Genomic DNA, 24836 nt, shown 5'->3' on the forward strand with positions numbered 1-24836 from the left:
GAACTCGTCAAGCGTGCGTGGTTTCCACGCGGGCCTGACACACTGTCTCACAAAAGGAACACCCCAATGAAAGCACTGGTTCTAAAATCTTACGGACCCGAAGCACCGTTCGAGCTCACTGAAATGCCCGACCCGGTCGCGACATCCGGACATGTGGTCGTCAAAGTGGCCGCAGTCAGCGTCAACACCGTCGACACAATGATCCGAAATATGGGTGCAGACCTGCCTCTGTCCCCCCAATTGCCCGCCGTGCTTGGTATGGATTTTGCCGGTACGGTCGTTGCAATTGGCGACGGTGTGGAAGGTTTTGCCATAGGCGATGAAGTATACGGCTGTGCGGGTGGCTTGATGGACCTCCCGGGCTCACTGGCAGAGTACATTAACGCAGATGCACGCCTTATTGCCCACAAACCCAAGACGCTGAGCATGCGTGAAGCCGCAGCGCTGCCTCTCGTTGGCATCACCGCTTACGAAGGATTGACTCGAGCCGGTGTTGGCGAAGGGCAGACCGTTTTGGTTCAGGGCGGCGCAGGTGGTGTTGGCCATGTCGCCGTCCAAATCGCCCGCCACCTTGGCGCAACCGTGTCCGCAACAGGTCGTGGCGCAGATCAGATGACCTTGATCGAGGGTCTCGGTGCGCGGCCCGTGGATTTCACAACGCAAAAAGTCGAGGATTACGTGGCCGAACACACAGACGGCGTCGGCTTCGATGTGGTGTTTGACAGCGTTGGCGGCCCGAACATGACAAACTCGTTCGAAGCGGCCAAGCTCAATGGCCATGTCGCCTCGACGGTCGCGATGGTCGAGCTCGATTTGACGCCCGTGCATTTCAAAGGCTTGTCCCTGCACGTCGTCTTCATGCTGATCCCGATGATGCACGATGTTGGACGGCAAGCCCATGGAGACATCTTGCGGACGCTGGCGGATCTGGTGGATGCGGGTGGTCTCAAACCGATTGTTGATGAACATCATTTTGGGTGGGCCAATGCCGACGCAGCTTATGCGCACCTGACGACAGGAGCTGCGGTCGGAAAGGTCGTTGTAGAGCTGTGATCTGGCCCTGCTAAGGATGGTGCGCGGTAACCTTGCGCACCACCTCAGTAGAGGCTGCGAACAAATGCCTATCAGAAACTAGCTGACCTCAAAGCAAATTGCGCCTCGGGTTGTTTTGGGCCATGGGGCCGACATCAAAGCCCGCATCGAACCAGACACTCAATGATCTGCATTGAATGTCTGGCGAAACTGCAATTCACCTTAGCGACGACTTTAGGGCCGTTCAGAATTGCCGGTTTGAGCCTGTTTTAACGTGTGATTCCTGAGCGCCTCCGCCAAATTCTTGCTCTGCGGTCAACTCCAATTTTGCTCTGGCCGAAAACTCCTTTTCGTAACCAAGCAATAGGTTGCCGCCCGCAAAATCTGACGGAGCCAATAGTTTCGCCGTAGGTGGCGATGACATCGCGCGATGTGAAAAGCCCGCTGGAATTGACGGCGGCGTACACCGGATCAGTGCCACCTTCATCCTGTACGAACCAGACTGGCCGGTCGTCGGAAGCCGTTTCGGTAACCGGACAAAGCCTGAAACCTTGCGCAGAAACCGCATTCCGGGTTCGGAAACGGTGCAGTCAGATCTCCGCCACGGGTCGATTGCGCAGGGGTTCCGTGGGACATGGACGAGCCGCCGCGATTGTTCTACGTAAGCCTTCGGCGGTAAAGCAGGCCGCTGATCCAGGCCGTATATTGGAGTTCGCAGAATGGTTCAGGGCAAGCAAATGTCTGTTCAGGACGCTTTTCAGCATGGTATGGCGCACTATCAGAATGGTCAGTTGAAGCCAGCTGTGCAGCTATTTTCTGAAATCATCCGCGCGGTTCCCCAACATGCGCAGGCCCATCAGATGCTGGGTCTGATCGCGTTCCAGACAGGCCAGATCGACCCAGCAGTCAAAGCGATGACCGAGGCCGTGCGACTGCAGCCCGACAATGCAAATTTCTTGACCAATTTCACCGAGGTTCTTCGATCCGCAGGTCATCTGGAGCAAGCGTCTGAGATTGGCGCGCGCGCTGTTCGTCTGGCACCGGGGGCTGCCGCAGCGCACTCTAATTTGGGGCTGGTACGTTACGATCAGAAAAACCTGATTGAGGCTGAGGCCTTTCAGGAGCGGGCGCTGGCACTTGACCCAGAATTCGACCGTGCAATTAACAATCTGGGAAGTATTGCGCGTGATAACAGCGACCGGGTCAAGGCGGCGCAGTATTACCGCAAGGCGCTGAAGATTAATCCAAATTCATCTGAGACTGCCAACAATCTCATCTCGGTTCTGATAGAAGCCGAGAAAGTCGCTGAGGCACATAGCGAGGCGAATGCACAACTCGAGAAGTTTCCTCGTGACGCTGAGTTGCATCGCAATTTTGGTCGGATTTTCATGCTGGAGAATAATCTGGACCGAGCCGAAAACGCCTTTCGGAATGCGATTGCTCTGAAAGATGACAAGGCGGACAGTTATGTCGGGCTGTCGCAGGTTCTCTATGAAAAGAACCACCCGAAGCTGGCTTTGATCGAAGCAGAGCATGCCCTGCGACTGGACCCGGAAAGCGCCGCGGCATGTCATCAGATCGGCTTGGCCAAGGCGCATCTTGGCGACGCCGAAACCGCAATCGAATTCTATGAAAAAGCTTTGGATCTGAAACCCGACCTTTCGTCCAGCCGAATGGCACTGGGGCATCTGGCAATCGAACGTGGCGACTTCAAAGAGGCGCGCGCGCATTTTGAACAGGCCGCCAGAACAACAGACGACCAGTTGAACGCCACAATCGCTCTGGCAAAACTGGAAACGGTCACCCCGGAAAACCCTGTATTTCAGAAGTTGGAGGCGGCGTTGCCGGATGCATCTTCCATGCTTCCGCAGAAGGCTGCTGCCTATCACTATGCGTTGGGCGAGTGTTACGAAAAACTGAAGCGTTACGAGGACGCTTTTGCGCAGTTCAAACGCGGCGCTGATATCAAACGTACGCTCACGGATTATGATCCAGCGGACACCGACCAATTGACAGACGATCTGATCGCAACTTTCGACCGGGCCATGATTGAGCGCTTGCGAGAACACGCGATCTCAACCGACCGACCGATCTTTGTACTGGGGATGCCCCGCTCGGGCACAACATTGACCGAGTCCATCCTGAATGCTCACCCAAAAGTTTTTGGAGCAGGCGAGCTAAATGACCTCCATAACATATTCGGTCGACTGGGCGATGCAGGCGGCAACGTGCCAAAGTCTGTCAAAGCCGCCAACGGAGACAAGTTGAAAGAAAGGGCACGCGACTATGTCGATGCGCTGACCCGGCATGCGCCCGATATGCCGCATATCGTTGACAAAATGCCCGTCAACTTTCAACTCGTCGGGTTAATCCACGCGCTGATGCCGAACGCCAAGATTGTTCACGTCGCACGGAACCCGTTCGATACCTGTTTGTCCTGTTACACAAGGCTGTTCGAACGCAGTCAGCTTCACAGCTATAACCTTGTTGAGCTGGGTCGCTACTACAACAACTACAGCCGCATCATGGATCACTGGCTGAGCGTCCTGCCGACGGATGCGTTTTACACTGTGCAATATGAGGCGTTGATTGAAGATATCGATACCGAAGCGGCTCGGCTGATCTCATATTGCGGTTTGGAGTGGGACGATGCCTGTCTTGAGTTCCACAAAAGTAAGCGGCGCGTCCGAACAGCAAGCGTTCAACAGGTTCGGCAGCCTTTGTACTCTTCGTCAAAAGAGAAGTGGCGGAAGTATGAAACGCAGCTAAGCCCATTACTCGCGACAATCGACGTTGCCCGACGTCAGAACTAGGCGCATTGCTGTCTGAGCCACAACTGCCCAAATCGAACCCGTATTAACCTGGGCGAACGGCAGCTGCGAAAGCGTCAATGGGCGGCAACGGGACAGATTGCTCAACGCTGAGATTATCTGTTCGTTACGTGCAGCTTTACCTGTGTGTCACACCGATCTAGCGCTATCTGGTTGTATTGTTAGGTTTTGGTGGAGCCTAGGGGAAACGCCGCCGAACACCTAATGCACTGATAGTAAACACTATTGTGGTGTGCTTGTTTGTACTGTGTTCCACCTTAGTGGCTCACCTGCACAGAGGCAACTAGTGTGATTGCGCCGGTGTATTGGGCAGAGTTTCCACTCTATTCCTTCCGCGGCCCAAGTGCGCACCTGACAACGCACTATGAAGCTGGGTATCTGGTACTGCTCAGTTGTCGCTTTTCTTCATTTGCAACGCATCTATCGCCAAAGGATCTTAGAACCTAAGCAAGCAACGTGGGCTTTTTCACTGGATTAAACTTCACTGCCATCCCACAATCAACTAAGACGTGTAGTGTGTCGGAAGGCTTCGCTGCAGCCATATTGAAGCAAACTGTTTACAAGGCCCGATACTGTGGAAGTTGCTATACTGTTAGTCGTCGCCTTAGTAGCTGTGCTGCTCATTGCGCGTAGCAAACGCCAGCCCGACATAAGAAATAAGCCTACACGACAAGCAACTCCGGAGTTAAAGCCGAAGCTGGGTGTGTCGCGTTCCCAGAACACAAGTCAGCCATCACGTTTCGATGCTGGCAGTTCAGTACCGAAACCCACCACAACCGTATTAGAAGGTCCTGCCTATGTTGTGGACGGTGACACGATAAAAATACAGAAGAAGCAGGTGCGCTTGTTCGGCGTTGATGCGCCCGAGATTAACCACCCATACGGCAAAAAGGCTAAGTGGGCTTTGGTATCCCTGTGCAAGGGGCAGAGAGTTAGGGCAGAGGTTACTGCCGAGGACGCCCACGGTCGTACAGTGGCAAAGTGTTTTCTTGAAGATGGGCGCGACCTTTCTGCAGAAATGGTCAAGCTCGGGATGGCTATAGACTGGCCTAAGTTCTCAGATGGTAAGTATAGGAGCCTTGAGGTTCCGGATGTGCGTAAGAAGCTATGGTTGGCCGACGCTCGTCAAAAGGGGCGAATGAAGGTTTGGGAGCAATATGAAGCCAAGCAAGCTCAGCGCGACCAGAATGAGTAGCGGCTGGCCAATATCAACACGTCAGGTCCACTGGAAACTGCTGGTTTGCACAGTTATTTCTGTAGCATGATTAATCGCTAGTCTCTGCATTTGCGACTGCACTGGTTCTTTCTTCGTCTCCGGTGGTTGCCGAGAACCTTGTCTTACCAAAACGCCTGTTCCCGAATGGGGCAGAGACGGCCCTTGATGTCGTGTCTTGCATAAACACTCTGAATGGTCATCTCGAACCCGCCAAGACGCCGTGCCAGAGTACCAGCCTCTTTAGGGCATCTCGTACGCACTGACACACCAATGGTCCTATGTGAGGTGTTTGGTCGGGTTTTGGGTATTGGTCTTGTGTCGTGGGCCGGAGTTTTCACAAAGCCGCTGTTTCTGGCATGTGTTCTTTCGACCGGTTGCCGGAATGATATTCAAGAACACATTATTACCAGCGCAACACTTCCGCTCACGCGATCTCTTCCGCGTTGATTTAGTTTATGTCAACCTTTGCACCATGGGCTTTGGAGACTCACGACTATGAAAAGACTTGTTTTTGCAGCGTCGCTTGCATCCGCCTCGGCGTTTTCCGTTTCCGCCGATACCCAGACAGCAGAGGAGATCATTTCTAGCATCGACTCCAGCAACTGGGCCGTTGACCCGATGGACTATGGGATGACCGCCATGGAGTTCCAGCGCAAAGAGGCAGACCTCATTTTCATGGACATGCTGTCTCGGGCCGGATTGAACGAGTTCGTGCATTTTGACGGCCTGTCGAAAGCTGCCGATAAGTGGGTCGTAACGCCGAATGCGGACACTGTTTACTCTGTTGCCGTCATTGATGCGCGCAAAGGTTTCTCGGTCGAGTTGCCCGATGTCGGCGACCGCTTCATTTCTTTGCATGTTCAAGACTACAATCACACGTTTGTGGATTACACTTGGGACTCAGGCCTTCATGAATACGCGGGCGAAGATGTCGACACCGACTACGTCATCATTGGCGTCCGGGTTGGCACAGACGCCAGCCAAGGAGACCTCGATTACATAGACAACGTCTTACAGCCAGCGATGGTGATTACGGCCAACTCAGCCGTCCCCTTTGAAACAGACACGACCGAGGAAGACGTAGCTGAGCTGCGCGACGCCCTCTTGGTGGAATGGGGCAATCTGCCAGACATGTTCGACTCCGTTCAGTTCGATATCAAGGATGTCTCGGATTGGGAAAAGTGGACATATGCCATCGCCGGGTCTTGGGGTCTGAGCCCTGAATCTACAGCAATGTACGCGTCTTGGGCACCGGAAGGCACAAAAGCCAATACGTGCTACACTGCGACCTTTGACAAAGTCCCTGCGGAAGCGTTCGCATCTCTCACTATGTACGACGAAGACAATTACTTGATGACGGACGAGTACAATGTCGTCAGCACGAACCGTGAGGCATACCGGGCAAATGCTGATGGGAGTTTCACGATAGTCTTCGGGGACGATACGTGCCGTGAAATCGCCGAGGAGCGTGATGTGAATTATGCACTTACTCCCGTTGATGGATGGCGCGCTCAAATTCGGGCATACAGCCCAGACGTCGAAGCGATGAAGTCTTACACCTTGCCCGAGTTGGAGTTGTTGCCGGTTCAATAACCTGTGCGAAGAAAGGTAGCCGGTAATAGATGACAAGACCAAACTTAGGACTGGCACCTCATATGAAACGTATGCTTCCGCTGGCGGTGACTTGTGCCAGCGATAATCCACGGACTCACTATGGTGTAACCACGTTTGCACTTACTGCGCACTGAGTGCGCTGTGCAGTCTTGTTAGTGTCGATGGGAAGCCAGAGGCCTTTTGCAACCGGTAAACTCGGCTAAAGCGAGCTGTCTCCGCGTGAGTTGGCTGTCCGCTTCACCGACACGGAAAAGTATTTTGTGTCAGAGGCTTCCGTCTATCGCATCCTCAAATCGTACGACCTGATCACCAGCCCGGCTTATGTGGTTTTGTCCGCAGCGGATGAGTTTCAAGACAAAACGACACGACCGAACCAGCTTTGGCAGACCGACTTTACCTATCTGAAAGTGATCGGCTGGGGGTGGTTCTATCTCAGTACGATCCTGGATGACTTCAGCCGTTACGTCATCGCCTGGAAGCTTTGCACGACGATGAAGACCGAGGATGTGACCGACACTCTGGACCTCGCCTTGCAAAGCTCAGGCTGTGATCAGGCAACCGTGTTGCATAAGCCGCGTCTGCTCAGCGACAACGGGTCCAGCTACATTTCCGGAGAGTTGGTTGATTGGCTGGAAGATCAGCAAATGGATCACGTGCGTGGGGCGCCATATCATCCGCAAACCCAAGGCAAGATCGAGCGCTGGCATCAGACCCTCAAGAACCGCATCTTGTTGGAAAACTACTATCTGCCTGGCGATCTCACGCAGCAGATTGACGCCTTCGTCGAGCATTACAATCATCGTCGCTACCACGAAAGCCTGCAAAACCTCACGCCCGCTGACGTCTACTTCGGACGAGACCAGACCATTCTGAGACAACGAGAAAGGATCAAACGAAAGACAATCGAAACGCGTCGCTTGCTTCACCGCAAATCCGCCGCATAATCACGCGAACCGGATGAGTCAGATTCTCTCTTAGCTCAGACTGCCAACTGGCCCAAAACTCCTGACGACGGACAATCAGACCACTTCCATATACCCTGTAACCTTCCCAATGCTTTGTTGACTGTACTTACTGATAGCGTCGGCAAGCTGTGGTCTTTGGCCGCTTGTATGGCGTCACTAGGCGTCAGGCCAATCGTTTGCGGTAGTTTGTTTCTGTTGGTGGGAAGCTCAAGTAGGACATTCTTGAAGTCGCGTGCGTCAGCTTTTTTGTAGTCGAGAATTGGCCGGTCGCCTTGCAATTCTATGAAAAGGTCTGTCCAAGCCTGATAGTCGTTCAGCAGCTTGGCCGACCATTGACCTGTCTGTTCCGCCTCAGCTTTTCTCTCGGCAAACAGGATGGACAGGAGCGGGCTAGAAAGTGCCTGTGGGCGGCTATTTGAGACTTTGACTGGGTCAGTGTCGAAAATAGGTTGGGCGCTCTCTGCGGCGCTTACAGCCGCGCTGGGCTTCGTGCTAAAATCGTATTCCTCAAAGGTCTTATCGTGTTCTAACATGGCTTTGTGGAAGCCAATCCAAGCCTTCCGAATTTCATCAAGGATGACCCAAGCATTTTCTCTAGTCTGTTTCTGGGGCACGCCAGTCGCGTTGCAGAAAGATCGGAACTGCTTAGCAACTTCATCCTTGCCCACTAAGTCCCAGTAGTCTTCGTTGTCCATCTCATAGAGTTGGATGGTGTCGTCTATGCGCTCTTTCTCAAGCTCGGTATAGGGGCCGAGTTCGTCCCTGCGCGCCTTTGCCCGTTCCAATACTCTCTTGAAATGCCCGTGCACCTTTGTGCGCAGTTCGCCGTAGTTCATGCCCGATTGTTCTGTGTGCTTTGTTATTGTGTCGCCGCACACTGCAAGACGTCGTGCCAGAGTACCAGCCTCTTTAGGGCATCTTGTACGCAAAGACACCCGAAGGGACCTACGCGTGGTGCTTGGTCTAGTGTGGGGTTTTGGTCTTGTGTCGGGTAGGGGCCAACGAAAGTAGTAGATGCCATGTCTGGACAGTGAGAGATACGCATGCAGCTTCATTTTGTGTCACACCTGTGTGTCACACCACTCTAATGCTTGCTATCTAGTTGTATTGTTAGGTTTTGGTGGAGCCTAGGGGAGTCGAACCCCTGACCTCTTGCATGCCATGCAAGCGCTCTCCCAACTGAGCTAAGGCCCCATCTAGGGACTGCCGAAGCAGTGGACGGACGTTTATGAGACGGCGGCGGTGAGTGCAAGTCCAAAAAATTGGAATCCGCCAAAAAGTTTGCGACCCGCGTCCTGCGGGTATGAGGCGGCAAGGGGCCGCCTCGGACCGGTTTTAGTTTTCGTCTTCCGACGACATGTCGGTGATATCGTCCAGCGAGACGTTATCGTTGTCGTCGTCGTCATCGTCCAGCAGATCATCGTCCAGATCGACATCGACATTGTCGTCATCATCCAGAACCAGATCCTCTTCCGACGCGTTCTCACGCGCTTTGGCCGAGGCCGCATCTTCCGCATCTGCGGCGATCATCCGGCTTTTGCCGGTCTCAAGCTCCACGATCTCGCCGGTGTAGGGGCTAACGATCGGGTCCTTGTTCAGGTCATAAAACCGCTTACCAGTGGTCGGGCAAACGCGCTTTACGCCCCATTCTTCCTTGGGCATGTCAAATCCCCTTGATATCAGGTGAGTCGTGTCAACGATTCAGGTCACGTGCCACATGCAGCGGGCACTGTCAAAGCCTTTGAGCAGGAGAAACAGGCATATGGGAGATCACGCACTGCCCGGGACGCCTCCGGTGCCGCTGACGTTGCGCAAATCCGCGCGGGCGCGGCGGATCAGCCTACGGATTTCCCAGTTGGACGGAAGGGTTACGCTGACCTACCCACAGGGTGTCCCCGAGGCCGAAGCGCTGAGTTTTGCCCGGACAAAGGAAGAGTGGATTCGCCAACACTTGCTGGATCGCCCCGACCCGGCAGTGGTCCAACTCGGACAGACCATACCTATCGAAGGCGTGGAGCGGCGAATCGTTCCCGCAACCGGGCGACGTGTGCTGTTGCAAGGCGACGAGATTGCAGTGCCTGAGGGCTCTGAAGCGCGGCGTCTGTCCCGGTTTCTGAAGGAGCTGGCACGGGATCGTCTGACCGGGGCCTGCGATGACTACGCAGCAATGTTGGGGCGATCCTATACCAGCCTGACCATCCGCGATACGCGGTCCCGATGGGGGTCATGCAGTTCTGCCGGAGGGCTGATGTTTTCATGGCGGCTAATCCTCGCGCCGTCCGAGACCTTGCATTATGTCGCGGCGCATGAGGTCGCGCATTTGGTCGAGATGAACCACTCACCTGCCTTCTGGGCGCAGGTTGAACGGATTTTCGGTGACTACCATTCTCAGCGGCGTTGGTTGCGTGAAAACGGGGCGCAACTGCATCAGTACCGGTTTGACGCCGCCGTGAGTTGACCCGGCTGTCGTTTGTGATCACAACATGAGGCATGTTGACCACACGCCCGTCAGAATCGCAGACCGCAACGCATGACAAGGTCTATCGCGCCCTGCGCTCGCGCATCATGCACGGAGAGATGGCGCCGGGGCAGGCGTTGACCCTGCGTGGGATTGGCAGGGAATTCGGTGTCTCAATGACTCCCGCGCGTGAAGCCGTTCGGAGGCTGGCTGCGGAAGGGGCGTTGTTCCTGTCCACATCGGGGCGGGTCTCGACCCCCGAACTGACAAATGACCGGATTGAGGAACTGGCCGCTCTGCGCGCTTTGCTCGAGGTCGAACTGGCCAGCCGTGCGCTGCCGCGGGCGCATATCGCACTGATTGACCGGCTGCAAAGCATAAACATGAATGTGGCCGAGATGGTCACCAAACGCGACGCGGTTGGTTACATCCGCACCAATCTGGAATTTCACCGCACGCTATATCTGCGGGCGCAGGCCCCTGCGATGCTGGCAATGGCGGAAACCGTCTGGTTGCAGTTGGGGCCAACCATGCGCGCGCTTTACGGACGGCTCAGGCGGACCGAGCCTCCGCATTATCACAAGCTGATCATCGCCGCCTTACAGGCCGGAGACGAACCCGGATTGCGTCTGGCGGTGCGCTCTGACGTGACGCAGGGCCTGCGGATGCTGGTCAGCTAGGCGGCTTGTCGCCGAAGCGCTGGAATAGTGCCGGATCAGGTGTGTCGGTGTGGCTTGCGCGATGTGTCTGGGTTACTCTGGACCAAATCACAACAAGAGCAGATTTCAGCCATGATCAATCGACGTAATTTCTCACTGGGTCTTGGGTCGACCCTTTTGGCCGCTTGCTCCACAGGGGCGCCGTCCACTGCGCCTGCGTCGCGGATGCGGCCGGTTCCCAATTCGGGATGGGACGCCTGGGTCGCCGGGTTCAAAGGTCGCGCGGCGGCACAGGGCATTTCACAAACCACCCTCAATCGTGCGTTTCAGGGGGCAGGGTATCTGCCCGGCGTGATCGAGCGCGACCGCAACCAGGTCGAATTCAAGCGCTCGCTCGAGGATTACCTGGCCATCGCCGCCTCGGACGAGCGGATTGCTACAGGCAAGCAGATGCTGGTGCGCCACGCAGGAACGCTGTCGCAGATTGAGGCGAAATATGGTGTCGACAAAGAGGTGGTGGTTGCCGTCTGGGGGCTGGAAAGCCGTTATGGCGCAAGACGGGGGGATGTGCCGGTGGTTTCGGCGACCTCAACGCTGGCATATGACGGGCGGCGCGGTGAATTTTTCGAAAAGCAATTGATTGCAGCGTTGCGGATCATTCAGGAAGGCGACACGACGCCAGACAAGATGACCGGCAGCTGGGCCGGTGCAATGGGGCATACTCAATTCATCCCGACCTCTTATCTGGCCTTTGCGGTAGATTTCACCGGCGACGGTCGCCGGGATATCTGGTCAGAAGATCCTGCGGATTCACTGGCCTCGACCGCCGCGTATCTTGCGCGTTCGGGCTGGGTGCGGGGACAACCCTGGGGCGGCGAGGTCGGAATGGTCACTGGTACGCCTGTCGCCGTGTTGCAGCCTCAGGTACCAGGGCCGCGCATCGCGGTGTTCCGCAATTTTCAGGTTATCAAACGGTACAACAATTCCGACAGCTACGCGATTGGGGTCGGGCATTTGTCGGACCGGATCGCAGGGGGGGCGCCGTTCCAAGCCTCGTTCGGGCCGGATGCAACGGGTCTGACACTCGAGGACCGCAAAGACCTTCAGCGGCGTCTGACGGCTGCGGGGTATGATACGCAGGGCGCTGACGGGGTGGTTGGCAACAACACCAAATCCGCCATCAGCGCCTATCAGCGCGCCAGTGGGCTGGCCGTGACTGGCGAGCCTTCGGTCGCGTTGTTGCGCAGCCTTGGTGGCTGACGGGTTACGCCGCCAGCCCTTTCGAGCCGATATCCAGGAATTTCTGACGGCGGTCCGTGATCAGGGCTGCCGCATCTTTTCCGTCCAGCTCTTTCAGCATTGCCGCGATTGCTGAACGTACGGATTCGACGGTTGCTTCGCGATCACGATGTGCGCCACCTTTGGGCTCGGTGATAATCCGGTCACAAACGCCCAGCTTGTAAAGATCCTGAGCAGTCAGGCGCAGCGCCTCAGCGGCCTCGCGCATTTTCTCAGCATCCTTCCATAGGATCGAGGCACAGCCCTCGGGCGAGATCACCGAATAAACCGAATGTTCCAGCATCGCGACGCGGTTTGCGGTGGCAAAGGCCACAGCCCCGCCCGAGCCGCCTTCGCCGATGATGACCGACACCAGCGGCACTCCGATCTTCAGGCACATTTCGGTCGAGCGCGCGATGGCCTCAGACTGCCCACGTTCCTCGGCCCCTTTGCCGGGATAGGCCCCGGCCGTGTCGATCAACGTGATCACCGGCAGGCCAAACCGACCGGCCATCTCCATCAGGCGGACAGCCTTGCGATAGCCTTCGGGACGGGCCATGCCGAAGTTGCGTTCAATCCGCGATTTGGTGTCCGAACCCTTTTCGTGGCCGATCACCATCACCGGTTGGTCGTTGAACCGGGCAAGGCCGCCAATTACCGCCAGATCGTCGGCAAAGTTGCGATCCCCGGCCAGAGGGGTGAATTCCGTGAACAGCGCGTCCACATAGTCGTTGCAATGTGGGCGTTCCGGATGCCGCGCCACCTGACATTTCCGCCACGGGGTCAGGTCTGCATAAAGCTCGTCCAGCAGTTTGGCGGCCTTGGCGTCCAGCGCGGCGGCTTCTTCGGCCACATCCATCTCTTCATTGGTGCGGGCCAGCGCGCGCAGTTCCTCGGCCTTGCCTTCGATCTCGGCAAGCGGTTTTTCGAAATCCAGATACTGGGTCATGACGCCTCTCGTCGCGGAAGTTCTCTGCTATATGACCCGAGGTCGCCCGGGATGCAACTCGGCAGGACTTGCAGACGTGGAATAGGCGTTCTGCCTTGGGCTGCTCACCCCGACCAAAGAACCGGATAGAGCGAGGCGACCAGCAGCGCCGCCATGGTCCAGTTGAATGTCACCAGCCGACGCGGGTTCGTCAGGATGCGCGCCATTTGTTGCCCAAGCACAGTCCAGGTGCTAACCGAGGGCAGGTTTACTGCGCCAAAGATCAGGGCAACGATCACGATGGCCTTAAATGTGTGATCCGGGGTGTAGGCCGTGGTTGCCGTCAGGGCCATGGCCCATGCCTTGGGGTTGACCCATTGAAACGCGGCTGCTTGCAGAAAGGTCATCGGCTCGCCCGAGACTTCGGCACCCTTAGCGGGCGCTGCATGCGCGATTTTCCAGGCGAGAAACAGCAGATACACCACCGAGGCAAGTTTCAGCACCGTGTAATTGACGGGGTATGTCTCGAATATCTGCACCAGACCCGCGCCGACCAGCAAAACCATGACCGTAAAGCCCAGCCCGATCCCAAGCATATGCGGGATCGTGCGGCAGAACCCGAAATTGGCGCCCGACGCCATCAGCATCAGGTTGTTCGGTCCCGGTGTAATGGATGAGACAAAAGCGAAGGTGATCAGGGCAAGAAGGATTTCGTGGGTCATGTTTCAGATAATTGCTGCATCAGCACCAAATGAAATTGCTTCTTTGTGCAATCTGACATTTATTCTGCAACTTATGACTAAGATTGATCACATTAACCAACAGATATTGCGTGAGCTTACCCGAGACGGTCGGATCAGCAATCTGGAGCTGGCCGAGCGGGTTGGCCTTTCGCCCTCGGCCTGTTTGCGCCGGGTGCAAGAGTTGGAACGCTCAGGCGTGATCGCGGGCTATCGTGCGGTGTTGAACCCCGCGGCGCTGGGCGTGGGGTTCGTGGCTTATCTTGGCGTTGGACTTGGAGAGCACACCAAGGCCGCACAAGAAGGGTTCGAGCGCGCCCTGCAGCGTGCGCCCGAAGTGGTGGAATGCCATAACATCACCGGAACGATCGAATACCTCTTACGCGTCGAATGCGCCGATCTTCCATCATACAAAACCTTTCACACCGAGGTTCTGGGGACGCTGCCGCATGTGACCTCGATCACCTCGTATGTGGTTATGGAATCGCCGAAGGATATGCGCGCCTGAACGCCCGGAATGTGATCTTTAACTATCTTGCAGGGTAAATCTTCAGGTTTTACTGTCATGGAAATGGCCGCACATAAGGGGATCAACCTCGACAGGGCCGAACTTAGGGAGATAACCATGCCATTCGTCCGGACCGGAGCGTTTGCCGCAGCCTTGGCGTTGATCGCCGGGGCGGCACTGTCCGCACCATTGAAACTGCAACCCGCCAACCCGCAACCTAGCCCAAAGGCCGGGTTGGATGTGAAATACGTTGGCACGGGGAATCAACACAAGAAGATCCGGGATTTGGGTCAAGCCAAAAGCATGCTGTCTAAGGCGCAGCCCGGCGCACCACTGCGAGGGTTGGACTATAGGGACACCAGCAAGGGTGATAACGTTATGACCTTCGAAGGTGCGTATAACGTTGCCGCTGAGGTCACGGGGTATATGCGTTTTGATTCACCCGGAATCTACGAGCTCGAAACATGGTCGAATGACGGGATTGAAGCCTGGGTGGGTGGCCAGCAGATCGGGATGGTCCGGGGCATTCAGGGATGCGAGGCCAACCAACGGACTGAGGTCGAGGTGCCAAAAGCCGGTTGGTACCCGTTGAAGATCATTTATTTTCAGAAGCTTGGGACGTCCTGCCTGATGATGAAATCGGGTAAACAGGGTGAGCGGATCACCTGGACGCCCAACGACGTCTTTGGAAGATAACTGAAAGGCCCCCAATCGGGGGCCTTTTTGGTCTCAGCCGTTGGCGGCGATCAATTCGGCCTGTGCCACGATCACCTCAGCCTGTTTGATCGAGGCGATATCCACCAGACGGCCTTTGTACACGGTCGCGCCTTCGCCGTTGGCCTTGGCCTGTTCCATCGCGGCGAGGATTTCTCGGGCTTCCGAGACGGCCTCATCCGATGGGGTGAAGACCTGATTGGCCAGCGCGATTTGCTTGGGGTGAATGGCCCATTTGCCAACCATGCCCAAAGTGGCCGAGCGCTTTGCCTGCGCGATATAACCCTCATCATCGCTGAAATCGCCGAACGGCCCGTCCACAGGCAGCACGCCGTGGGTGCGGCAGGCAGCGACGATGGCGGCTTGTGCCCAATGCCATGGATCGGACCAGTGTTTCTCACCTTCGCGCAGCATGTAGTAGTTTTCCTGTGTGCCGCCGATTCCAGTGGTTTGCATCCCCATCGAAGCCGCGAAATCCGCAGCCCCCAGGCTCATTGCCTGCATCCGGGGGGAGGAGGCGGCGATTGCCTCGACATGGGCGATACCTGCGGCAGATTCGATGATGACCTCAAAGCTGACAGGTTTAGTGCGGCCCTTGGCGCGTTCGATGGCTGTGACCAGTGCATCGACCGCATAAACATCCTCGGCACAGCCGACCTTGGGGATCATGATCTGATCCAGACGGTCGCCGGCCTGCTCTAGCAGGTCAACTACGTCGCGGTACCAATAGGGTGTGTCCAGGCCGTTGATCCGGACCGACATGTATTTGCTGCCCCAGTCGACGGTGTTCAGCGCTTCGATCACGTTGGCGCGGGCGGTGTCCTTGTCCGAGGGCGCGACCGAGTCCTCCAGATCAAGGTTGATTACGTCCGCTGCCGACGCGGCCATTTTAGGGAACAGCCTGGTGTTCGATCCCGGCCCGAACAGCTGACAACGGTTGGGGCGCGCAGGGGCGGCGGGTTGAAGGCGAAAGCTCATCTGGACCTCGAGAGAGAAATGAAATTACAATTTTCCTGCTCAATGAGGTATTAAATTGCGCAGCTGTGCGCAAGGGTGTTTGTGCAACTGCGGCAATGCGAGTGCAGCATTTACTGTTTGGTGCGCTGTGAATGGTGATTAAAGAATAATCACTCTGAAAACTTGAAAGAAAACTGCGAGAATTTGGTCAGGGGCGCGAAAATCTCCTGTTCATGCTGGAATTGCCGAAGGAAAACGCGAAACACTCGTCAAGCTCGTCCAATAGGCTGCGTCGGAATCAAAGGAGTGAACCGCAATGATCGAGACACCGTACCTGCTGTTTCTGGGCGATGCGCCCGACCAATTGGCGGCCAAAGTGGCCATCGGCATTCGGGACTGGCGCCCCGAGAATGCCGTGGGCCAGTTCCGAATGGACGGTTGCAAGGCCGATCTGGGCTTGACCGACATGACTCTGGCCGAGGCCAAAGAGGCCGGTGCCAAGACGCTGGTCATAGGCGTCGCCAACCGTGGCGGAATCATCAGCGAAGCCTGGAAAGAGGTTCTGATTGCCGCTCTTGAGATGGGTTATGATCTGGCCTCGGGCCTGCACAACCTGCTGCGGGACGAAGGTGATCTGGTGGCTGCGGCGCAAACCCATGGCGGCACATTGCATGACGTGCGCGTGCCGACGGTCGGCTATCCGATCGCTAACGGTAAGAAGCGTTCGGGCAAACGGTGCCTGGCCGTCGGAACCGACTGCTCGGCCGGCAAAATGTACACCGCCATGTCCGTGGACGCCGAAATGCGCAAGCGCGGCATGAAGTCGACCTTCCGCGCAACGGGTCAGACCGGCATTCTGATCACCGGTCAAGGTGTGCCTCTGGACGCGGTTGTTGCCGATTTCATGGCTGGGTCGGTGGAATACCTGACACCTGAAAACGATGTGGATCACTGGGATCACATCGAAGGACAGGGGTCGCTGTTTCACGTCTCTTACTCGGGCGTGACCATGGCTCTGATCCATGGCGGCCAGCCGGACGCATTGATCCTGTGTCATGAGCCGACTCGCACGCATATGCGTGGTCTGCCTGAATATTCGCTGCCGACGCTGGAGCAGCTACGGGACACGGCCTTGCCGTTGGCGCGGGTGGCAAATCCAGACTGTCAGGTCGCGGGTATTTCGATCAACACGCAGCATCTGAGCGAGGATGACGCGACGGCCTATATCGCCAAGGTTGAAGCGGAGATGGGTCTGCCCGCCACCGACCCATACCGCTTTGGCGCAGGCAAACTGGTAGACGCGCTGGCAGCGATGTGATCTGAACGGCGCGCCGGATGGTGGGCTTTGATCCGCCTCCGGCGGCCGTATTTTGAACGAGAAGAAGGATGGGGTGCGTGCAGGTAGAAGTCTCTCGTGATGTGTTTCGGCTGGCGCAGGTGTTCACCATTTCGCGCGGGTCGCGAACCGAAGCCAAGGTGCTGACGGTTCGGATTTCGGATGGAGAGCATCAGGGTTGGGGCGAATGCGTCCCTTACGCGCGCTATAACGAGACGCTGGAGTCGGTTGAGGCCGAGATTGCCGGGCTGCCCGAAATGTTTGATCGTGAAGGGGTGATGGACCTTTTGCCTGCCGGCGCGGCCCGAAACGCGGTGGACTGCGCGTTGTGGGATCTGGAAGCCAAGCGCGCCGGGAAGCGCATCTGGGATCTGACTGGCTTGCCGATGCCGGGGCCTGAGATTACGGCCTATACTCTGTCGCTGGATACGCCTGAGAAGATGCGGGCGCAGGCGGCTGCGAATGCGCATCGCCCGCTGTTGAAGATCAAGCTTGGCACGCCGGATGATATGCCCCGCCTTGAGGCGGTTCGTGCAGGTGCGCCCAAGTCCAAGATCATCGTCGACGCAAACGAAGGCTGGTCCGCCGCGGTATACGCTGATCTTGCGCCGCATCTGGTGCGGTTGGGCGTGGCGCTGGTCGAACAGCCTCTGCCAGCCGGAGAAGATGACGCGCTGATCGGGATGGAGCGTCCGGTACCGGTCTGCGCTGATGAGTCCTGCCATGACCGGGCGAGCCTGCCCGGCCTGAAGGGCAAGTATGATGTGGTCAACATCAAGCTGGATAAAACCGGCGGTTTGACCGAAGCGCTGGCCCTGCGTGAGGCCGCGTTGGCCGAAGGGTACAAGATCATGGTCGGCTGCATGGTCGGCAGCTCTCTGGCCATGGCTCCTGCGACACTGTTGGCGCAGGGTGCGATGGTCACAGACCTTGACGGCCCGCTTCTGTTGGCCGAAGACCGCGACAACCCGCTGATTTTTGATGACGCCGGAGTGCATCCGCCTGTGGCAGCGCTTTGGGGCTGAGGAGAGACAAATGACCCGCACCGTTTATGTGAATGGCGAATACCTGCCCGAGACCGAGGCCAAGGTATCCATCTTTGACCGTGGATTCCTGATGGCCGACGCGGTTTATGAGGTGACCAGCGTTCTGGACGGTAAGCTGATCGACTTTGAAGGTCACGCGGTGCGCTTGAAGCGTTCTCTGGATGAGCTGCAGATGGCCGAGCCTTGCGGCAAGGATGAACTGCTGGAGATTCACCGCAAGCTGGTCGAACTGAACGGCATCGACGAAGGTCTGATCTATCTGCAAGTCACCCGCGGCAGCGATGGCGACCGGGATTTTGTATTTCCCGCGGCAGATACCAAGCCGACGCTGGTTCTGTTTACGCAGAACAAGCCGGGTCTGGCGCACAGTCCTGCGTCGAAGAAAGGTGCCAAGATCATCTCGATCGACGACATCCGTTGGGGTCGCCGCGATATCAAAACAACGCAGTTGCTGTACCCTTCGCTGGGCAAGATGATGGCCAAGGCCGCTGGATGCGATGATGCGTGGATGATCGAAGATGGCTATGTGACTGAGGGCACAAGCAACAACGCTTATTTCGTCAAAAACGGCAAGATCGTCACGCGCCCTCTGTCCAATGACATCCTTCACGGTATTACACGTAAAGCCGTGCTGCGCATGGCGGCTGAGGCGCAGATGGAAGTCGAGGAACGCCTGTTTACTATCGACGAAGCTAAGGAAGCTGATGAGGCATTCACCACTTCGGCCAGCGCCTTTGTCATGCCGGTGATCGAGATTGATGGCGTTGCGCTGGGCGATGGCACGCCGGGCCCGATTGCCAAGCGACTGCGCGAGATCTACTTGGACGAAAGCCGCAAGGCGGCGATTTAAATCAAAGGCCCGCCGGATTGGCGGGCCTTTTTCGTTTCAGGGGACTTAGCCCTTTTTTCCAACATTCTCTTCAAAGGCGACTTCGAAAGTCGCCTGTTTTTCGGGGCTGGCATCGGTCTGATAGTTGGCCTTCCACTCATCCATGGTCATGCCATAAAAGATCTGACGGGCCTCGTCCTTGCCCATCTCAATACCTTTTTCGTTAGCAGCTTCCTGATACCAGCGTGACAGGCAATTGCGGCAGAACCCGGCCAGATTCATCATGTCGATATTCTGCACGTCGGTGCGATCTTCCATCAGGTGCTTTTGCAGCCGACGAAACGCGGCGGCCTGAAGTTCGATTTCGGTTTGCTTGTCCATGGTCCGGCTCCGGCTTGAAGGTCGTGATCTGGTTCTGAGTTAAGGATTTCGATCTGAGGTTGCAACAATTGGGTCAGACGGACGAAGCCTGTGAAACAAGCAGTCACACACCAGTCGATCATATCAGGTGCAGCGCCAGCCAAGGCACCACGCAAAACACAAGCGTCAACAGTTTGTACTTGGCCAGATATCTGAAATAGGCTTGCTTCAAGTTGGGTTTACCCATGCGAAACAACCGGCTGTGAAAATCCGCGACCCAATCCTGCAAGGTGACGATCGTGATCGTAGAAACCAGCAGCAGCCCGATATTGATAACAGCCATCCAGCCGAAAAAACTTGTCAGTGTTTCCTGAGACATAGGCACGTCCTTTCCCCATGTAATATGGGGGTCGGCTCAGGGCCTCACAAGTCAAACTGCTCAGAGCGCCTGTCGGTTCACAGATCGCTTTGCTCAAGGGCGTCTTGCAGAACTACAGCCAGCCTTTCGGCCCAACCCTGTTGCCCTGCGTGGTCCGCAATCAAGTCATTCCGTAGTTCGATCAAAGCATTGGGGCGGCCATGAATGGTGCAATGCTTGTCAATCGCGTCACCGGGCAAAACGCCGGTATAGGGTTCGTTCACACCGACACACAGGTCGCTTTCCTCCTGCAATCTGTTGATCAAAGGGTGCGAGAACCGTTCGTCGGGTGTGTGCAGAACGCCGATATGCCAGGGTCGCGGCGCGCGCCCGCGCAATTGGCGGGTGAAGGAGTGCATCGAAACGATCACCGCATGGGGCAGGGCGGCCATGCGGCCCAGTGCCTCGTGATAGGGGCGATAGCACATGTTCAGGCGCCGTTCGCGCTCGGTCGCGTCGGCGTGGCGGTTGCCGGGTATGATCGACCCGTCATAGAGCTTCATCAGCAGGGTAGGGTCGTCCTCACCCCGGTTCGGGTCGATCACGAGGCGAGAGAAATTGGCAGCGATCACAGGCGCGTTCAGGATCTCGCCCAGATGCTTGGAAACCTCATACGCACCGACGTCATAGGCAATGTGACGCTCCATATCCTCGCGCGGCAGGCCGAGGTCTCCGCCGTTGATTTCGGGCGGAACGGTATTGGTCGCGTGGTCGCATGTGATCAGCCAGCGCGAGGGGCGATCAGCGCCGTGGATAAAAAACGGAGAATACGTCATAAGCCTGTCATCTAGTTTGTCGCAGGTGTAGGGCAGTTGCTTTGGAAAGGGAATTGCGCAATAAGCGCCCTGAAGCAATGTTTGCGGTAACATTTTTGCGAATCCCAAGGAAGACGTGAGGAGAAGGACACCAATGCGACGCCTGAGAAATGTAAAAATCGTGGCGACGCTGGGACCGGCGTCTAATGACTATGACACCATCCGCGCCCTGCACGAGGCAGGCGCAGATGTGTTCCGCCTGAATATGAGCCACGGCAGTCACGATGAAATTCGTGAACGGCACCGGATTATCCGGCAGGTGGAAAAGGATCTGGACAGCCCGATAGCCATTCTGGCCGACCTTCAGGGGCCGAAGCTTCGCGTCGGTGTCTTCGCCAATGACGCGGAAGAACTGGAAGAAGGCGCGGCGTTCCGGCTGGACCTCGATCCTGACGCAGGGGACATCAATCGTGTTTGCTTGCCGCATCCCGAGATTTTTGCCGCCTTGGAGCCGGGCGCGCGTCTGCTGGTGAATGACGGCAAAATTCGTCTGATCGTGAAAGACTGCGGTCAGGACTTTGCCAATTGTACGGTTGAGGTCGGTGGAACGATCTCGAACCGCAAAGGTGTCAACGTGCCAGACGTGGTGCTGCCGTTGGCGGCTCTGTCCGCCAAGGACCGTGACGATCTGGAATTTGTTTGCCAGCTGGGTGTCGACTGGCTGGCGTTGAGCTTTGTGCAGCGCGCCAAGGACGTGTTTGAGGCGCGCGCGCTGGCCGATGGTCGTGCCTCGATCCTGTCCAAGATCGAAAAGCCTGCGGCGGTTGAGGCGTTTGACGACATTCTGGATGCATCCGACGGTATCATGGTTGCGCGGGGCGATCTGGGCGTTGAGCTACCGGTCTCTGCGGTACCTCCGATCCAGAAACGTCTGGTGCGAAAGTGCCGTGGCGCAGCCAAGCCGGTGATCGTCGCGACTCAGATGCTGGAGAGCATGATCGAAAGCCCGATGCCCACACGGGCTGAAGTTTCGGATGTCGCCACCGCCATTTATGAAGGCACGGATGCCATCATGCTCAGCGCGGAATCGGCGGCGGGTTCGTATCCGATCGAGGCCGTTCAGACCATGAACAAGGTCGCCATCGAGGTCGAGGCCGACCCGACCTATACCCAGATCATCGCGGCCTCTCGAACCGCGAAGGGCACGACGATTGCCGACGGGATCGTGGCAGCTGCGCGTGAGATTGCGGAAAAGACCGACATCAAGGCCATCTGCTGCTTCACTCAGAGCGGCACAACCGCGCTGCTGACCGCACGGGAACGTCCCGGAGTGCCGATCATTGCCATGACGCCGGCCACCGGCACCGCCCGTCGGCTGTGCCTGAGTTGGGGATGCCATTGCGTGATGACGCCCGAGCTTGAGCGGTTCAAGGGTGCTGTGGTGAACGCGGCCCGTGCGGCCCGTTCCGGTGGGTTCGCCTCGGAAACCGACCAGATCGTGGTAACTGCGGGTGTCCCGTTCAACGTCCCCGGAACGACCAACATTCTGCGTATTGCCCCGTGTGATGAGCGTCTGATCTACAACACCGATCCGGGCTAATGTCCGGGTGCCGCAGGGGTGGGACAGATGCAGTGCTTGTTGATTGACTGACCCACCTTGTGAAAAGCGCAGATTCTGGGCGAAACCCCCTTGCCAGTAAGGCGGAACTTGCGTAAACGGCGCTTCTGATCGCGTGACCGGCCGAGATGGCATGCCGAGTCGCGTTTAGTACCGAACCCTGAAAGGAGACGGAAATGCCTAAGATGAAGACCAAGTCGAGCGCCAAGAAGCGCTTTAAGGTGACTGCGACCGGTAAGGTCCTTGCTGGCCAGGCCGGCAAAAGGCACGGCATGATCAAGCGGACCAAAAAGTTCATCCGCGACGCCCGTGGCAACACCACCCTGTCCGCCCCCGACGCCAAGATCGTCAAGGGCTACATGCCCTACGACCGCTAAGAGGAGATTAGAAGATGTCCCGCGTTAAAGGTGGAACCGTAACTCACGCCCGTCACAAGAAGGTCATCAAGGCCGCCAAAGGTTACTATGGCCGCCGCAAGAGCACCTTCAAGGTTGCCCGTCAGGCCGTCGACAAGGCCAACCAGTATGCAACCCGCGACCGCAAGAACCGCAAGCGCAACTTCCGCGCGCTGTGGATCCAGCGTATCAACGCCGCTGTCCGTTCGCATGACGAGGCTCTGACATATTCCCGCTTCATCAACGGTCTGAACCTGGCCGGTATCGAAGTGGACCGCAAAGTTCTGGCCGACCTGGCCGTGCACGAACCGGAAGCGTTCGGCGCGATCGTCGCCAAAGCTCAGGCTGCTCTGACTGCCTGATCCTCTTTCGAGAGACAGTGAATGAAAAGCCGTCCCAATTGGGGCGGCTTTTTGCTGAGTGGCTGCCTTAAGCGGCGGGGGTAAGAGCCTTTTGCGCGGTTGCAGCTACCGCGTTTGAGAACTGCTCTTCTACCTCGGGCGACATACGTAGATGCACATCGCCGCCACCAACGCAGTATTCGGGTTTCGACAATCCCGGTTTATCGCTCCGTCCGGTTGCATCACGCAGGTCGAAATAGGCCAGCCCCTGCGCCCTTGATTTTTGCCGCAATCCCGAAGACAGCGCGGCGTTGATTTGCCAATGGCGGTCGACTGTGATGTTCAGCTCTTCCATCCTCCGCGAAAACTGCCCGCGCGGGATGTCCAGACGTGCGCGAATCCGCCGGTGCAGGAGTTTCCGCAGGGCCTTCGGCTCATCAATCGTTGCGGTGTTAAGGCCTTTGATCGCGATCCCGCGGTTGCCCGCGAGGCTGCGGCAGGCCTCAAGATACCGGTCTTGCAGATGCAGCCGCGTGTCGATGGCCTCTTCGAGGCTGATATTGTCCCGGAAGGCAACGTAATAGCAGCTCAGCTCGGCATCGACTTGGCCAAACCCGAAACAGATGACATCCGGGTCAAGGCGGCGGATCGCCCGGGACGCGCGAAAGAAGGATGAGCCTTTGTCATCTTTCGGATAAAACCCCGCCGCCGTCGCACCCTTGATGCTGACGACATGGGCCGCGTCAAAGCCGTCGATGGTCGTGGCGCTGATCCGCCCATACCGAAAGCCCGACCCGTCCGGTTTTGTGCCAATCAGTCGGGAATGCGAATCCCCGACACACAGAAGCGTTTTCATTTGCCGTCCCGTTGCGTTTGTGGTGCCAAGCTCAACCTTCCGCGCTGCGGCGTCAAGCCGGCTCGTGCCGGTCTTTGTCTGAAAGCAACAGCGGCTGGACGAGTTCACCAACAGGGCTGGAATACGGGGGGTTTCTTGCTAATAGTCGCCCCGTAACGGATGCGGCTGGCACGCGCGTCTGATCAATTGGATGCTTTGGTCAATCAGCCTGATACAAGACATCCGGAACTGTTTGAGCAGGTGAGACGATGGTTGCCATCAGCAACAAGTACAAGTTCATTTTCCTGAAGTCTCGCAAGACGGCCGGAACCAGTATCGAGCGGGCCTTATTCCCGTTTTGCACCACGCTTGAAGGTGACTCGCCGCTGGAGTTGTCGGATGCCCGGTATGCCGAAGGCGTCGCGCGCGGACCCGCGCCCGAAGGATGGCGGCCGCATATCCCAGCGGCGCGCGTGCGTCGGCGTTTGGGGCGCGAAAAATGGGACGCGTATTTCCGCTTTACCGCGGTGCGCAACCCTTTTGATCGGGTTGTGTCCCACTTCTTCTGGCTGCGCCGCGAGAACGCAATCATACAATCCGACAATTTTGACGAGGTGCGCGCTGCATTCCGTCAGTTCTGCGTCCGCCCCCGGTATGCCACGGACCGCGACATTGTCACGATTGACGATGAGTTTGTCGCTCAGGATGCGATCCGTTTTGAATGTCTGGCCGATGACCTGTCGCGCATGGCCAAGAAGCTGGGCTTTGAAAAGCCGTTGGATCCGCTGCCCGAGTTCAACAAGGGTATCCGCAAATGGGGCGATGTGCCGGTTGCAGATTTCTATGACACGGCCTCGATAGACGCGGTCAAACGCACGATGAGCTGGGTCTTTGACAATTTCGACTATTCCGAAGACCCGCGCGATGCGCGCATTCCTGAAATTGCGTCCTAAGCCGTAACAAAAAAACCGGCGCGTTTGGCGCCGGTTTTCTGTTTCGATAG

The 24836-nt window shown here is 57.0% G+C and carries 25 protein-coding genes, 1 tRNA gene and 1 pseudogene; 17 read left to right on the forward strand and 10 right to left on the reverse strand.

The genetic code is table 11. The features are described 5' to 3' along the window. Positions 1 to 66 precede the first annotated feature (66 nt). The 5 genes and pseudogenes from ACOQOY_RS14980 to ACOQOY_RS15000 form a co-directional block, all read left to right on the forward strand. Entirely contained in the window at positions 67 to 1053 is a 987-nt protein-coding gene (locus ACOQOY_RS14980; protein ID WP_420586174.1) for a zinc-dependent alcohol dehydrogenase family protein, read from the forward strand. A gap of 716 nt (positions 1054 to 1769) precedes the next feature. Beyond that, on the forward strand, positions 1770 to 3845 hold the full coding sequence (locus ACOQOY_RS14985) for a tetratricopeptide repeat-containing sulfotransferase family protein (protein WP_420586175.1): 2076 nt from the start codon (positions 1770 to 1772) through the stop codon (positions 3843 to 3845). Positions 3846 to 4437: 592 nt separating this feature from the next. Then, positions 4438 to 5058 (forward strand): thermonuclease family protein, encoded by a 621-nt coding sequence (locus ACOQOY_RS14990; RefSeq protein WP_420586176.1) that lies wholly within the window; start codon positions 4438 to 4440, stop codon positions 5056 to 5058. 516 nt (positions 5059 to 5574) lie between these two features. Beyond that, positions 5575 to 6672 carry a DUF1254 domain-containing protein gene (locus tag ACOQOY_RS14995; protein WP_420586177.1) on the forward strand — a complete coding sequence of 366 codons (1098 nt, stop codon included), beginning with the start codon at positions 5575 to 5577 and terminating at the stop codon, positions 6670 to 6672. 224 nt (positions 6673 to 6896) lie between these two features. Continuing rightward, positions 6897 to 7637: pseudogene (locus ACOQOY_RS15000) on the forward strand (IS3 family transposase); the annotation flags it as partial. Positions 7638 to 7672: 35 nt separating this feature from the next. Here the strand turns inward: ACOQOY_RS15000 and ACOQOY_RS15005 are convergent. The 3 genes from ACOQOY_RS15005 to ACOQOY_RS15015 form a co-directional block, all read right to left on the reverse strand. Beyond that, a complete protein-coding gene (locus ACOQOY_RS15005) occupies positions 7673 to 8494 on the reverse strand; it encodes a hypothetical protein (RefSeq protein WP_420586178.1) in 822 nt (273 codons plus the stop codon). A gap of 282 nt (positions 8495 to 8776) precedes the next feature. Continuing rightward, positions 8777 to 8852 (reverse strand) — tRNA-Ala (locus ACOQOY_RS15010). A 141-nt stretch (positions 8853 to 8993) separates the two neighbouring features. Beyond that, positions 8994 to 9320, reverse strand: coding sequence for a TIGR02300 family protein (locus ACOQOY_RS15015; protein ID WP_420586179.1), 327 nt, complete (start codon positions 9318 to 9320; stop codon positions 8994 to 8996). A 100-nt stretch (positions 9321 to 9420) separates the two neighbouring features. On the opposite strand from ACOQOY_RS15015, the gene ACOQOY_RS15020 reads away from it, so the two are divergent. From ACOQOY_RS15020 to ACOQOY_RS15030, 3 genes are all read left to right on the forward strand, one after another. After that, positions 9421 to 10116 (forward strand): M48 family metallopeptidase, encoded by a 696-nt coding sequence (locus tag ACOQOY_RS15020; RefSeq protein ID WP_420586180.1) that lies wholly within the window; start codon positions 9421 to 9423, stop codon positions 10114 to 10116. A gap of 32 nt (positions 10117 to 10148) precedes the next feature. Then, positions 10149 to 10796 carry a GntR family transcriptional regulator gene (locus ACOQOY_RS15025; protein ID WP_420586181.1) on the forward strand — a complete coding sequence of 216 codons (648 nt, stop codon included), beginning with the start codon at positions 10149 to 10151 and terminating at the stop codon, positions 10794 to 10796. A gap of 111 nt (positions 10797 to 10907) precedes the next feature. Next, on the forward strand, positions 10908 to 12035 hold the full coding sequence (locus ACOQOY_RS15030; RefSeq protein ID WP_420586182.1) for a lytic murein transglycosylase: 1128 nt from the start codon (positions 10908 to 10910) through the stop codon (positions 12033 to 12035). 4 nt (positions 12036 to 12039) lie between these two features. On the opposite strand, the gene ACOQOY_RS15035 is transcribed toward ACOQOY_RS15030, so the two are convergent. Beyond that, positions 12040 to 13002 carry an acetyl-CoA carboxylase carboxyltransferase subunit alpha gene (locus tag ACOQOY_RS15035; protein ID WP_420586183.1) on the reverse strand — a complete coding sequence of 321 codons (963 nt, stop codon included), beginning with the start codon at positions 13000 to 13002 and terminating at the stop codon, positions 12040 to 12042. Between the two features lie 104 nt (positions 13003 to 13106). Further along, a complete protein-coding gene (locus tag ACOQOY_RS15040; RefSeq protein WP_420586184.1) occupies positions 13107 to 13703 on the reverse strand; it encodes a LysE family translocator in 597 nt (198 codons plus the stop codon). 73 nt (positions 13704 to 13776) lie between these two features. Between ACOQOY_RS15040 and ACOQOY_RS15045 the strand changes: the two genes are divergently transcribed. Both ACOQOY_RS15045 and ACOQOY_RS15050 read left to right on the forward strand, forming a co-directional pair. Further along, complete coding sequence (locus tag ACOQOY_RS15045) at positions 13777 to 14229, forward strand: Lrp/AsnC family transcriptional regulator (RefSeq protein WP_420586185.1); 453 nt, start codon at positions 13777 to 13779, stop codon at positions 14227 to 14229. Between the two features lie 117 nt (positions 14230 to 14346). Continuing rightward, positions 14347 to 14925: a PA14 domain-containing protein gene (locus ACOQOY_RS15050; protein ID WP_420586186.1), complete on the forward strand. Its 579-nt coding sequence runs from the start codon at positions 14347 to 14349 to the stop codon at positions 14923 to 14925. A gap of 33 nt (positions 14926 to 14958) precedes the next feature. Here the strand turns inward: ACOQOY_RS15050 and ACOQOY_RS15055 are convergent, their stop codons facing one another. Further along, positions 14959 to 15921, reverse strand: a complete 963-nt coding sequence (locus ACOQOY_RS15055) for an L-malyl-CoA/beta-methylmalyl-CoA lyase (RefSeq protein WP_420586187.1) — start codon at positions 15919 to 15921, stop codon at positions 14959 to 14961. Between the two features lie 295 nt (positions 15922 to 16216). Here ACOQOY_RS15055 and dgcN point away from each other — a divergent pair, with 295 nt between their 5' ends. From dgcN to ACOQOY_RS15070, 3 genes are all read left to right on the forward strand, one after another. Beyond that, on the forward strand, positions 16217 to 17218 hold the full coding sequence (dgcN, locus tag ACOQOY_RS15060) for an N-acetyltransferase DgcN (RefSeq protein WP_420586188.1): 1002 nt from the start codon (positions 16217 to 16219) through the stop codon (positions 17216 to 17218). A gap of 77 nt (positions 17219 to 17295) precedes the next feature. After that, positions 17296 to 18261, forward strand: a complete 966-nt coding sequence (gene dgcA, locus ACOQOY_RS15065) for an N-acetyl-D-Glu racemase DgcA (RefSeq protein ID WP_420586189.1) — start codon at positions 17296 to 17298, stop codon at positions 18259 to 18261. Between the two features lie 10 nt (positions 18262 to 18271). Next, positions 18272 to 19132 (forward strand): D-amino-acid transaminase, encoded by an 861-nt coding sequence (locus tag ACOQOY_RS15070; RefSeq protein ID WP_420586190.1) that lies wholly within the window; start codon positions 18272 to 18274, stop codon positions 19130 to 19132. Positions 19133 to 19177: 45 nt separating this feature from the next. Here the strand turns inward: ACOQOY_RS15070 and ACOQOY_RS15075 are convergent, their stop codons facing one another. From ACOQOY_RS15075 to ACOQOY_RS15085, 3 genes are all read right to left on the reverse strand, one after another. Further along, positions 19178 to 19492 (reverse strand): DUF1244 domain-containing protein, encoded by a 315-nt coding sequence (locus ACOQOY_RS15075; protein WP_420586191.1) that lies wholly within the window; start codon positions 19490 to 19492, stop codon positions 19178 to 19180. Between the two features lie 118 nt (positions 19493 to 19610). Next, positions 19611 to 19850, reverse strand: coding sequence for a DUF6868 family protein (locus ACOQOY_RS15080; RefSeq protein WP_420586192.1), 240 nt, complete (start codon positions 19848 to 19850; stop codon positions 19611 to 19613). Positions 19851 to 19927: 77 nt separating this feature from the next. Continuing rightward, positions 19928 to 20665, reverse strand: a complete 738-nt coding sequence (locus ACOQOY_RS15085) for an N-formylglutamate amidohydrolase (RefSeq protein ID WP_420586193.1) — start codon at positions 20663 to 20665, stop codon at positions 19928 to 19930. A gap of 133 nt (positions 20666 to 20798) precedes the next feature. Between ACOQOY_RS15085 and pyk the strand changes: the two genes are divergently transcribed. From pyk to rplT, 3 genes are all read left to right on the forward strand, one after another. Continuing rightward, positions 20799 to 22244 (forward strand): pyruvate kinase, encoded by a 1446-nt coding sequence (gene pyk, locus ACOQOY_RS15090; protein ID WP_420586194.1) that lies wholly within the window; start codon positions 20799 to 20801, stop codon positions 22242 to 22244. Positions 22245 to 22438: 194 nt separating this feature from the next. Next, the gene (gene rpmI, locus ACOQOY_RS15095; RefSeq protein ID WP_010443552.1) at positions 22439 to 22639 is read left to right on the forward strand and encodes a 50S ribosomal protein L35; all 201 of its coding nucleotides are present in this window, start codon (positions 22439 to 22441) and stop codon (positions 22637 to 22639) included. 14 nt (positions 22640 to 22653) lie between these two features. Next, on the forward strand, positions 22654 to 23019 hold the full coding sequence (gene rplT, locus ACOQOY_RS15100) for a 50S ribosomal protein L20 (protein ID WP_152457001.1): 366 nt from the start codon (positions 22654 to 22656) through the stop codon (positions 23017 to 23019). 67 nt (positions 23020 to 23086) lie between these two features. Here rplT and ACOQOY_RS15105 read toward each other — a convergent pair whose 3' ends face one another. After that, the gene (locus ACOQOY_RS15105; protein WP_420586195.1) at positions 23087 to 23854 is read right to left on the reverse strand and encodes a hypothetical protein; all 768 of its coding nucleotides are present in this window, start codon (positions 23852 to 23854) and stop codon (positions 23087 to 23089) included. 248 nt (positions 23855 to 24102) lie between these two features. Here ACOQOY_RS15105 and ACOQOY_RS15110 point away from each other — a divergent pair, with 248 nt between their 5' ends. After that, the gene (locus tag ACOQOY_RS15110; RefSeq protein WP_420586196.1) at positions 24103 to 24786 is read left to right on the forward strand and encodes a sulfotransferase family 2 domain-containing protein; all 684 of its coding nucleotides are present in this window, start codon (positions 24103 to 24105) and stop codon (positions 24784 to 24786) included. Positions 24787 to 24836 lie beyond the last annotated feature (50 nt).

Source organism: Ruegeria sp., from assembly GCF_965221235.1.
Classification (GTDB): domain Bacteria; phylum Pseudomonadota; class Alphaproteobacteria; order Rhodobacterales; family Rhodobacteraceae; genus Ruegeria.

What these genes read in the sequence shown, in the direction of transcription:
- ACOQOY_RS14980 (WP_420586174.1), top strand. Translation starts at nt 67, where the DNA reads ATGAAAGCACTGGTTCTAAAATCTTACGGACCCGAAGCACCGTTCGAG.
- ACOQOY_RS14985 (WP_420586175.1), top strand. Translation starts at nt 1,770, where the DNA reads ATGTCTGTTCAGGACGCTTTTCAGCATGGTATGGCGCACTATCAGAAT.
- ACOQOY_RS14995 (WP_420586177.1), top strand. Translation starts at nt 5,575, where the DNA reads ATGAAAAGACTTGTTTTTGCAGCGTCGCTTGCATCCGCCTCGGCGTTT.
- ACOQOY_RS15005 (WP_420586178.1), bottom strand. Translation starts at nt 8,494, where the DNA reads ATGAACTACGGCGAACTGCGCACAAAGGTGCACGGGCATTTCAAGAGA.
- ACOQOY_RS15015 (WP_420586179.1), bottom strand. Translation starts at nt 9,320, where the DNA reads ATGCCCAAGGAAGAATGGGGCGTAAAGCGCGTTTGCCCGACCACTGGT.
- ACOQOY_RS15020 (WP_420586180.1), top strand. Translation starts at nt 9,421, where the DNA reads ATGGGAGATCACGCACTGCCCGGGACGCCTCCGGTGCCGCTGACGTTG.
- ACOQOY_RS15025 (WP_420586181.1), top strand. Translation starts at nt 10,149, where the DNA reads ATGTTGACCACACGCCCGTCAGAATCGCAGACCGCAACGCATGACAAG.
- ACOQOY_RS15030 (WP_420586182.1), top strand. Translation starts at nt 10,908, where the DNA reads ATGATCAATCGACGTAATTTCTCACTGGGTCTTGGGTCGACCCTTTTG.
- ACOQOY_RS15035 (WP_420586183.1), bottom strand. Translation starts at nt 13,002, where the DNA reads ATGACCCAGTATCTGGATTTCGAAAAACCGCTTGCCGAGATCGAAGGC.
- ACOQOY_RS15040 (WP_420586184.1), bottom strand. Translation starts at nt 13,703, where the DNA reads ATGACCCACGAAATCCTTCTTGCCCTGATCACCTTCGCTTTTGTCTCA.
- ACOQOY_RS15045 (WP_420586185.1), top strand. Translation starts at nt 13,777, where the DNA reads ATGACTAAGATTGATCACATTAACCAACAGATATTGCGTGAGCTTACC.
- ACOQOY_RS15050 (WP_420586186.1), top strand. Translation starts at nt 14,347, where the DNA reads ATGCCATTCGTCCGGACCGGAGCGTTTGCCGCAGCCTTGGCGTTGATC.
- ACOQOY_RS15055 (WP_420586187.1), bottom strand. Translation starts at nt 15,921, where the DNA reads ATGAGCTTTCGCCTTCAACCCGCCGCCCCTGCGCGCCCCAACCGTTGT.
- dgcN (WP_420586188.1), top strand. Translation starts at nt 16,217, where the DNA reads ATGATCGAGACACCGTACCTGCTGTTTCTGGGCGATGCGCCCGACCAA.
- ACOQOY_RS15070 (WP_420586190.1), top strand. Translation starts at nt 18,272, where the DNA reads ATGACCCGCACCGTTTATGTGAATGGCGAATACCTGCCCGAGACCGAG.
- ACOQOY_RS15075 (WP_420586191.1), bottom strand. Translation starts at nt 19,492, where the DNA reads ATGGACAAGCAAACCGAAATCGAACTTCAGGCCGCCGCGTTTCGTCGG.
- ACOQOY_RS15080 (WP_420586192.1), bottom strand. Translation starts at nt 19,850, where the DNA reads ATGTCTCAGGAAACACTGACAAGTTTTTTCGGCTGGATGGCTGTTATC.
- ACOQOY_RS15085 (WP_420586193.1), bottom strand. Translation starts at nt 20,665, where the DNA reads ATGACGTATTCTCCGTTTTTTATCCACGGCGCTGATCGCCCCTCGCGC.
- pyk (WP_420586194.1), top strand. Translation starts at nt 20,799, where the DNA reads ATGCGACGCCTGAGAAATGTAAAAATCGTGGCGACGCTGGGACCGGCG.
- rpmI (WP_010443552.1), top strand. Translation starts at nt 22,439, where the DNA reads ATGCCTAAGATGAAGACCAAGTCGAGCGCCAAGAAGCGCTTTAAGGTG.
- rplT (WP_152457001.1), top strand. Translation starts at nt 22,654, where the DNA reads ATGTCCCGCGTTAAAGGTGGAACCGTAACTCACGCCCGTCACAAGAAG.
- ACOQOY_RS15105 (WP_420586195.1), bottom strand. Translation starts at nt 23,854, where the DNA reads ATGAAAACGCTTCTGTGTGTCGGGGATTCGCATTCCCGACTGATTGGC.
- ACOQOY_RS15110 (WP_420586196.1), top strand. Translation starts at nt 24,103, where the DNA reads ATGGTTGCCATCAGCAACAAGTACAAGTTCATTTTCCTGAAGTCTCGC.